This is a genomic window from Moraxella sp. CTOTU47724 (assembly GCF_032014955.1).
Taxonomy (GTDB): Bacteria; Pseudomonadota; Gammaproteobacteria; order Pseudomonadales; family Moraxellaceae; genus Faucicola; species Faucicola tetraodonis.
On record NZ_DALZSV010000085.1, the window covers coordinates 1 to 6,990 of the forward strand.

Below are 6,990 nucleotides of genomic sequence, written 5' to 3' on the forward strand. Positions count from 1 at the left end.
CCTAATACTGTTGATTATAAGCTATAATACCATGCACACTTTTTAATGGTATCGTACACAAAATGATAAAAAAGCAGACTAAAATTATCGCTGTTGCCAATCACAAAGGTGGCTGTGGTAAGACCACTACAGTGGTCAACCTGGCAGCAGAACTGGCAAAGCTTGAACTATCTGTCCTAGTCATTGACCTTGACCCTCAAGCTAATGCAAGTCTACATATTGGCAAAGACCACCCTAGCGAAGTCAGCGTCACCATCGCTGAACTATTACTATCGGAAGCTGAAAAACTTCCTCTAGCTATTCATGAGGATACTAATATAGAGGGGGTATCACTTATCTATGGATCATTAGCGCTAGGTGCTGCAGAAGATAAATTGAAAGAAGAAGCGCCACGTCCTTCAGAGGAATTAAGAGACAAAATATCTCCGTTAATAGGTTTATATGATGTTATTCTTATTGACTGTCCACCTAGTTTGAAACTATTGACCAGTAATGCCTTAGCTGCGGCAACCGATTTAATTATACCGATTGAATCGGGTTCTCAGTACGGAATGTATGGCGTAACTGATTTGGTTAAACACCTTCAAAAAATTTATCGTATTAACCCTAAACTTAATTTATTAGGCGCATTGCTGATACGCCATGATGAACGCCAAACGGTTTGCAAGCTCATCGAAAGTTCAGCCAGAGAGCAGCTTGGAAAACTGATTCCTATTAAAATTCCTACTAGTACCAAAATTAATCAGGCTGCTATGGCCCAAACCAGTATCCAAAGAATTGACCGTACCTCCAAGGTCGCTCGTGAATTTAGAAAATTTGCATTATGGGTGGTGAATGAATTAAATCTACCCATTCATAAAGATAATCAAGAAGATTTAGTCATTGGAAATAATGAGGCTGATGATGAGTAAAGATATCAAAGCATTGTTAGCCCAGAAGTTAGCTGAGAACAGCGCAAAGCATCTTAATGCAAATCAGTCAGCTCATTTAGAGTTGGGCAATGAACTAAAAAAGTTACCGCTAAATAAAGTACGTCCTAACCGTTTTCAGCCCCGTACTGTATTTGATGAAAAAGAAATTGCTAGTTTGGCTGAATCTATTAAAGAGATGGGGCTTTTACAGCCGGTTACAGTTCGAGAGATCGATGAAGGAAACTACGAGCTAATCGCTGGTGAACGCCGATTTAAAGCGCATGAGTTACTGGGCAAAACTCATATCGATGCAATTGTGACCCAAGCAGATGATAGTGAAATTGCCATTTTAGCATTAGCAGAAAATGCGAGTCGAGAAGATCTTTGCGATTTTGAAATTGGTAAAGCACTGCGTAGTATCGAATCGTTATTTCCAAATAAGTCTCGTTTAGCAGAAGCCGTTGGTATTGATCGCAAAGAGATGTATCGATATTTCGCTTACCGCGATTTACCAGCAAGTTTTTTAAAAAAGGTTGAACGCAATCCTAAATTGCTCTCTCGCTCGGCAGCCTATGATATCAAGCAAGTTATTAATGAACTACAACTATCAGAACAACAAACAACAGAAATCTTATCCCATGTCTGGGATATGTTAGAGCTTGGTAAGCTCGAACAAGGAAAAATTGCAGAATTTATTAGGCAACAAAGCTTAAAGTTAAGCCAAGATATTTTAACACCCGCTATTGCTGCACCTTTAGATATAAAACCAATCATTTCTAATGGTAAACCGATTGGAAAATTTCATCACAAAGGCAAAAAGTATGTGGTCGAAATCAATGCCAAAGACTTAGACCAACAACAACGCACTGAGATTGAGCAATTTATCGAAATGTTAATGACAAAAAATGTGTCATCTTAAACTTTCTATCCAAAAAAGAAAAACTGTGGCAATTTGCCACACTTTTTAACTAATCATGAAAAATCGAAACTGTGGCAATTTGCCACACTTTCCAAACAAGAGAAAATTATCAATGTCTTTAACCGAGCAAACCAGCGAACAGAGCTACCAAGACTGGCTCAATCAGCTCAAAACACAGATTCGCTCATCTCAACAACGAGCTATACTTGCGGTTAATCAAGAACTGGTGCTGTTATATTGGCAAATCGGACAAAACATCCTACAACGTCAAGACCAACAAGGTTGGGGTGCAAAAGTTATTGACAGACTATCCAAAGACCTATCCACCGAATTCCCAGAAATCAAAGGTTTTTCTACTCGCAACCTAAAATATATGCGTAAGTTTGCCGAAGCATGGCAAGATAAGCAAATAGTGCAGCAGGCTGTTGCACTATTACCATGGGGTCATAATCTTGTACTATTGGATAAATTTTCTCACAATGAAACAAGACTATGGTACGCCCAAAAAGCCATTGAACATGGTTGGTCACGCAATGTCTTAGTCCATCAAATAGAAAGCGGTCTGCTAGAACGCACAGGACAAGCCGTCAATAATTTTTCGCAGACATTGCCAGAGATACATTCAGATTTGGCGACCCAAACTTTCAAAGATCCTTATATTTTTGACTTTCTCAGCTTAGGCGAAGCCTATCATGAACGAGAATTAGAAACCGCTTTAACTCAGCATATTATGGCATTTTTACTTGAGTTAGGGACAGGTTTTGCGTTTGTTGGCAAACAGCGGCATATTGAAGTTGGTGGTGACGATTTTTATATCGATTTGCTTTTCTATCATCTGCAACTTCGCTGTTACGTTGTCATCGAATTGAAAACAGGCGATTTTAAACCTGAGCATATCGGGCAACTCAATTTCTACGTGACTGCAGTCGATAGGCAACTCAAAACCGAACATGACACACCAACAATAGGCTTGTTACTTTGTAAAAGTCGTAACGAAGTCGTGGTTGAATATGCACTCAATCAAAACCCCCAACCGATTGGCGTTGCAGTTTATCAATTAGAAAAAATGTTGAACGAGTTAGAATTAGACAAATAAAACTGTGGCAAATTGCTACACTTTCCAAAAAATAAGAATACGGACATTCCCATGAGCAAAATTTACGACTCTGACAGCGAACAAATGGCTATCGAACAACTTCAAGCCATCGGCTATCGCCACGTTTATGGCGTCGATATCGAACCCTATGGCATCGAACCCCTACGAGCCTATAGCCAAGTTTTGCTCCAAGACAATGTCCTACAAGCTATCGCTACCATCGACCCACAACTCACCCCAGAACAATGCCTTGAAGCGTATCAGCCAACATAACCAACTCACCACACCCAATAATGTCTGCAATAATTTAGCCTTTCACCGTTGGCTTACCGAAGGCATCGCCCTAGAAATCCACAAGGACGGCAACAGTCAAGGCAAGCAGGTCTGGTTAATTGACTGGAACGAACCGAGCAACAACGAATTTTTGGTCATTAACCAACTCACCATCACCCATGATAGCCCCAAAGGCAAATATAAACGCCGACCCGACCTTATTTTGTATATCAATAGCATTCCGCTCGTCGTTATCGAACTAAAAAACGCCACCGATGCCAACGCCACTATTCAAGGCGCGTATAACCAAATCCAAACCTACCAAGCCCAAATCCCCCAACTATTTACCTACAATGCGTTCTGCGTGGTATCAGACGGACTAGAGGCCAAAGCAGGGACACTTTCGGCGGATTTTAGCCGTTATATGACATGGAAAACCAAAACAGGCGACACAGAAGCCCACCGCCACGAGCCACAACTTAATGTCTTAATTCAAGGTTTGCTTAACCCAGTCACACTACTAGATATGGTACGGCATTTTATTGTCTTTGAAGCTAAAAAAACCGAAGACAAAAACGGTATTATCATCATCGGTAATATTAAAAAATGGCGGCATATCATCAGTATTATGCGGTTAATAAGGCAGTATTATCAACCATCCGAGCGAGTAGTGAAAATAGTGATGAGGATGACACCCCAAAAAATAATCTTAGTAACAAAAAAGCAGGCGTCGTTTGGCATACTCAACGCTCGGGAAAATCCCTGTCAATGGTGTTCTATACAGCCAAAATCGTGCTTGCCATGAATAACCCAACCGTGGTTATATTGACCGACCGTAACGACTTAGACGACCAGCTTTTTGCTACATTCTCGGCATCGGTTCAATTGCTTAGGCAATCTCCAAAACAAGCCGAAGATCGAGAGCAGCTCAAAGAACTAATTAAAGTCAATTCTGGCGGTGTCATTTTTACTACCATTCAAAAATTCCAGCCAGAAGACGGTAGCAATGTCTATGACACGCTGTCCGAACGCCATAACATCATCGTCATCGCCGACGAAGCACACCGCTCACAATATGGCTTTGCCGCCAAAGAAGTCGATGTCAAAAACGATGCTGGCGACGTGACAGGCAAACGCACGGTTTATGGTTTTGCCAAATATTTGCGTGATGCCTTACCCAATGCCACTTATCTAGGCTTTACAGGCACACCGATTGAAAAAAACGATGTCAACACCCCAGCGGTGTTTGGTGATTATGTTGATATTTACGACATCTCCCAAGTCGTTGAAGATGGAGCAACGGTGCGGATTTTCTATGAATCACGGCTTGCCAAAGTGGCGATTAGTGACGAAGGCAAAAAATTGATAGCCGACTTTGATGAAGAATTTAACGAAGACGAACTCACCGCCACCCAACAAGCACGAGCCAAATGGGTCAAAGCCGAAGCCTTAATCGGTAGCCATGACCGTATCCAAGCGGTTAAAGCACGTTTGGTCAAATTCAATGAACCGACGACCAATTCTGCAGGTATCGGCAACAGCGAATTGGAAACTAGAGTTAAACAGACCATTGACCAGGCCTTAGTGAGTGAAAAGGTCGTCGATATCTTTGATGCCGCTGGTATTCAAAAACCCGACATCTCTATCTTATCTGATGAATTCATGGAAGAAATGCGAGATTATGAACACAAAAACATTGCTCTAGAAACTCTTAAAAAACTACTGAATGATGAAATAAAAGTGCGAGAGCAACACAGCGTTACCCAAGGCAAAAAACTCATGGACATGCTCAACAACGCTATCAAAGGCTACCAAAACAAAGTCTTAACTGCAGCTGAAGTAATTGAAGAGCTTATTAAGTTAGCCAAAGAAATCAAGGAATCCGATAGTTTGGCTAATGAGCTGAAACTGACTGACTTTGAATATGCGTTTTGCTCTGCGGTTGCCGAAAATGACAGTGCCAAAGAACTCATGGGTAAAGATAAACTGCGAGAACTCGCCATTGTTTTAACATCAACCATTCGTAATAACATAAGTGTTGATTGGACAATCAAAGAATCTGCTAGAGCCAAAATTCGTACTGTCGTAAAACGTTTGCTCAGGAAATATGGTTATCCACCTGATATGGAATTACTAGCTACAGAGTTGGTATTAAATCAAGCTGAAATTATTGCAGAAGAACTTGTTCAAGATAAATAAAAACTATTAAATAAAAGATAAAATGCCTCTTTTCTTTTTTTATATTTTTTCTTTTTTATATTTTTTATCACTATTTATAAATAGTTAATTTTTAATTAAATATCATATATTTGCATTGTGGATAACTAGAATATATGACGAAAGAAATAGGGTATATAACGAAGTTTATAGGGTGAAATGACGAAAGAAATAGGGTATTATACGAAAAATTTATACAAATTTCGTTATATAGTGTTTCTATCTATAAATAGAGTCTAATATGGCCCAACCACTTGATATCGCAGAAACGTTGCAACTGTTGTCAAATATTGATACACAGACTTTACAACTCCTGCAACAAATACAAAATTTGCAGAAGAAAAATGAGCTTATTGCGAGTACTGAACAGCCACCCGCTACGGCAACTTCCACATTAAAAAATATCGATAAGCTATATGATGAAAGTTGGATTGTGTTACAAAATCGACTACTCAATGCCATTACTAACTTGGATTTGAATGAACGGCGATTGGTGATGTTTTTATCGCCCATTGTACGAAAAGCGGTTGATAAGAATCCTAATCAGCGAAAATTCGTCATAAGGGTAAAGGATTTTATTGATGAATATAAAATTAATAGCCATTCTTATTATAAAGAACTCAAAAAAATCGGACGGGGATTGCAGGATAAATCGTTCGTGTTTTGGGATTTTAACCAAAATACTAAAGAATCATTAGAATCGGCAGTGAGCTGGATCGGTAAATCGACCTATAAGCCTAAATTGGGCGAAATTGAAATTGTGTTGATGGATGACGTGGTAGAAATGCTGACAGTGTTTGATAAAGCCAATCCGTATACCAAATATCAGCGAGACATGATTGTCAGCCTTGGATGCTATGGCTTACTAATGTTTGAACTTATTGCTAGTTGTATGTATCAAAAACATAAAACTCGAGCGTATACCATTGAATATTTAAGAGAAAAATTCAACTGCCAAGAAAACTATGAAAAAATCAGTGACTTTAAGCTGTATGTGATTGATAAGGCGATCAAAGATGTTGAAGCCAATACCCCCTATCGTGTCACTTATACCCAAAACAAATCAGGCAGACGTATATCTGAACTGGTATTTAGCTTTGAAGATATCAGTGTAAAAAACCTGGCACAAACGCCTAACCAGTTGAATCAGCAAAATAGCATACCAAAAGGCAATATCAAACAGCGAACATCTTGGCAGGTCAAAGGTTTATCAGATGCCCAAATTAAGAAACTAGCCATTTACCAAAAAGAATTTATTGATGCCAACACCAGTAAAATGTCACCTAATGACCGCCGTGACTACCCTGATATTTTCGAAGACTGGAAACCCATGCTCAAAGATCCCAAGCAAGTTAACACTTTCCATAAAATCCAAGAATTGCTTGATCGAAAAAAAACGTAAACCGCTTGTCTAAATGGTTGTTGCAACTAATAGCTAATTTGGGCATTGAACGCCAGGATGGTGAGCCGTCTACCGTAGCCGCTTTATATGAGATGACTAAAATCGGTGAGCAAATCGTTCGCTCCATGACCATGCTCACCATCAATGCCGATCAGCATCCGTTTATGTCCCA

Annotated in this window: 4 protein-coding genes and 2 pseudogenes; all 6 read left to right on the forward strand. The window is 39.7% G+C overall.

Annotated elements, in window-relative coordinates:
- The first annotated feature begins 62 nt into the window (after positions 1–62).
- The gene (locus RTR63_RS11305; protein ID WP_227716884.1) at positions 63–911 is read left to right on the forward strand and encodes a ParA family protein; all 849 of its coding nucleotides are present in this window, start codon (positions 63–65) and stop codon (positions 909–911) included.
- Positions 904–1,830: a ParB/RepB/Spo0J family partition protein gene (locus tag RTR63_RS11310; protein ID WP_312524330.1), complete on the forward strand. Its 927-nt coding sequence runs from the start codon at positions 904–906 to the stop codon at positions 1,828–1,830. The genes RTR63_RS11305 and RTR63_RS11310 overlap by 8 nt, the downstream gene beginning before the upstream one ends.
- 112 nt (positions 1,831–1,942) lie before the next feature.
- The gene (locus tag RTR63_RS11315; protein ID WP_312524332.1) at positions 1,943–2,926 is read left to right on the forward strand and encodes a PDDEXK nuclease domain-containing protein; all 984 of its coding nucleotides are present in this window, start codon (positions 1,943–1,945) and stop codon (positions 2,924–2,926) included.
- 51 nt (positions 2,927–2,977) lie between these two features.
- Positions 2,978–5,398: pseudogene (locus RTR63_RS11320) on the forward strand (type I restriction endonuclease subunit R).
- 259 nt (positions 5,399–5,657) lie between these two features.
- On the forward strand, positions 5,658–6,818 hold the full coding sequence (locus tag RTR63_RS11325; protein WP_007115662.1) for a replication initiation protein: 1,161 nt from the start codon (positions 5,658–5,660) through the stop codon (positions 6,816–6,818).
- A 41-nt stretch (positions 6,819–6,859) separates the two neighbouring features.
- Positions 6,860–6,990 (forward strand): annotated as a pseudogene (locus RTR63_RS11330) (SOS response-associated peptidase); the annotation flags it as partial.

What these genes read in the sequence shown, in the direction of transcription:
- RTR63_RS11305 (WP_227716884.1), top strand. Translation starts at nt 63, where the DNA reads ATGATAAAAAAGCAGACTAAAATTATCGCTGTTGCCAATCACAAAGGT.
- RTR63_RS11310 (WP_312524330.1), top strand. Translation starts at nt 904, where the DNA reads ATGAGTAAAGATATCAAAGCATTGTTAGCCCAGAAGTTAGCTGAGAAC.
- RTR63_RS11315 (WP_312524332.1), top strand. Translation starts at nt 1,943, where the DNA reads ATGTCTTTAACCGAGCAAACCAGCGAACAGAGCTACCAAGACTGGCTC.
- RTR63_RS11325 (WP_007115662.1), top strand. Translation starts at nt 5,658, where the DNA reads ATGGCCCAACCACTTGATATCGCAGAAACGTTGCAACTGTTGTCAAAT.